This window comes from Streptomyces sp. H27-D2, assembly GCF_035828615.1.
Lineage (GTDB): Bacteria > Actinomycetota > Actinomycetes > Streptomycetales > Streptomycetaceae > Streptomyces.
Genome location: NZ_JAYMZR010000209.1, coordinates 1 through 1,541, shown reverse-complemented (window position 1 = coordinate 1,541; position 1,541 = coordinate 1). Strand labels below are relative to the sequence as shown.

The window sequence follows — 1,541 nt, the reverse complement described above, 5'->3', positions numbered from 1 at the left end:
CGTTATCTTTTTCGTGGCCCCGCAATGGGGCTCCTGGCCCCCGGGTCCGGCATGACTATGTGCCCCCTGCCGCGCGTATGGCCTGGGGGGTGGTGTCACCGGGCCTGGGGCACCGCTTGACCGCTGATGAGGGGCCTGATCGCCACCGTGTCCGGTGCAACGCCGGACGTGACCGGGGCAGATCTGCATAACGTGGTTGCCGGCGCGCGGTGCCGTAGGGATAGCCGGGACGGATGCTCACCCACCCAGGGGGACGCGGATGTTCGACACCAGTCACATAGGCGTGTTCCTCGGCATGGACGTCGGCAAGGGCGAACACCACGCCCACGGCCTGACCCCGGCCGGGAAGACCGTGCACGACAAGCGGATGCCCAACAGCGAGCCCAAACTGCGGGCCCTGTTCGAGAAGCTGAGAGCGAAGTTCGGCACCGTCCTGGTGATCGTCGACCAGATCGCCAACATCGGGGCCCTGCCCGTCGCGGTCGCCCGCGACACCGGCTGCCACGTCGCCTACCTGCCCGGGCTGTCCATGCGCCGGGCCGCCGACCTCTACCCCGGCGAGGCCAAGACCGACGCCCGCGACGCCTACGTCATCGCCGACACCGCCCGCACCATGCCCCACACCCTGCGCGCCATCGACCTCACCGACGAGACCACCGCCGAGCTCGCCATGCTGGTCGGCTTCGACGACGACCTCGCAGGCGAGGCCACCCGCGTCTCCAACCGGCTGCGCGGCCTGCTCACCCAGATCCACCCGAGCCTGGAGCGCGTCCTGGGCCCCCGCGTCCACCACCCCGCCGTCCGGGCCCTGTTGGAACGCTTCGGCTCCCCGGCCCAGATCCGCAAGGCCGGACGCCGCCAACTCCTCACCCTGCTCCGCCCGCGGGCGCCACGCATGTACGCACGCCTGGTCGACGACATCTTCGACGCGCTCGACGAACAGACCGTGGTGGTGCCCGGCACCCGGGCCGCCGCCACCATCGTGCCCTCCCTCGCCGCCCAGCTCACCGCCGTTCTGGACCAGCGCCGCACCCTGGAAGCCCAGATCAGCGCCCTGCTGGCGGCCCACCCTCTTTCCCAGCTCCTGATGTCGCTGCCCGGCGTGGGCGTCAGGACCGGAGCAGCCCTGCTGGTCACCATCGGCGACGGCTCCACCTTCGCCACCGCCGGGCACCTCGCCTCCTACGCCGGCCTCGCCCCCGTCACCAAGTCCTCCGGCAGCTCCATCCGCGGCGAACACGCACCCCACCGCGGAAACCGCCAGCTCAAACGCGCCATGTTCCTCTCCGCATTCGCCGCCCTCCACGACCCGCCCTCCCGCACCTACTACGACCGGCAACGCGCCAACGGCAAAACCCACACCCAAGCCCTCCTCCGCCTCGCCCGCCAACGCATCAACGTCATCCACGCCATGCTCCGCAACGGCACCTTCTACGAACCCCGCACCGCCAAGAACGTCGAACTCGCCGCATGAACCCGACATGGACGAATCATCACAAGACAGGCAGCTCGGGGTTGACGAAAGACATAGGGGCACCCCC

Annotated in this window: 1 protein-coding gene; it reads left to right on the top strand. The window is 70.1% G+C overall.

Annotation, left to right across the window (positions count from 1 at the left end):
• The first annotated feature begins 259 nt into the window (after positions 1-259).
• Positions 260-1,474, top strand: coding sequence for an IS110 family transposase (locus tag QMK28_RS33910; protein ID WP_267830243.1), 1,215 nt, complete (start codon positions 260-262; stop codon positions 1,472-1,474).
• The last annotated feature ends 67 nt before the right edge of the window (positions 1,475-1,541 follow it).

Coding starts and splice junctions, on each gene's coding strand:
- QMK28_RS33910 (WP_267830243.1), top strand. CDS start 260: ATGTTCGACACCAGTCACATAGGCGTGTTCCTCGGCATGGACGTCGGC.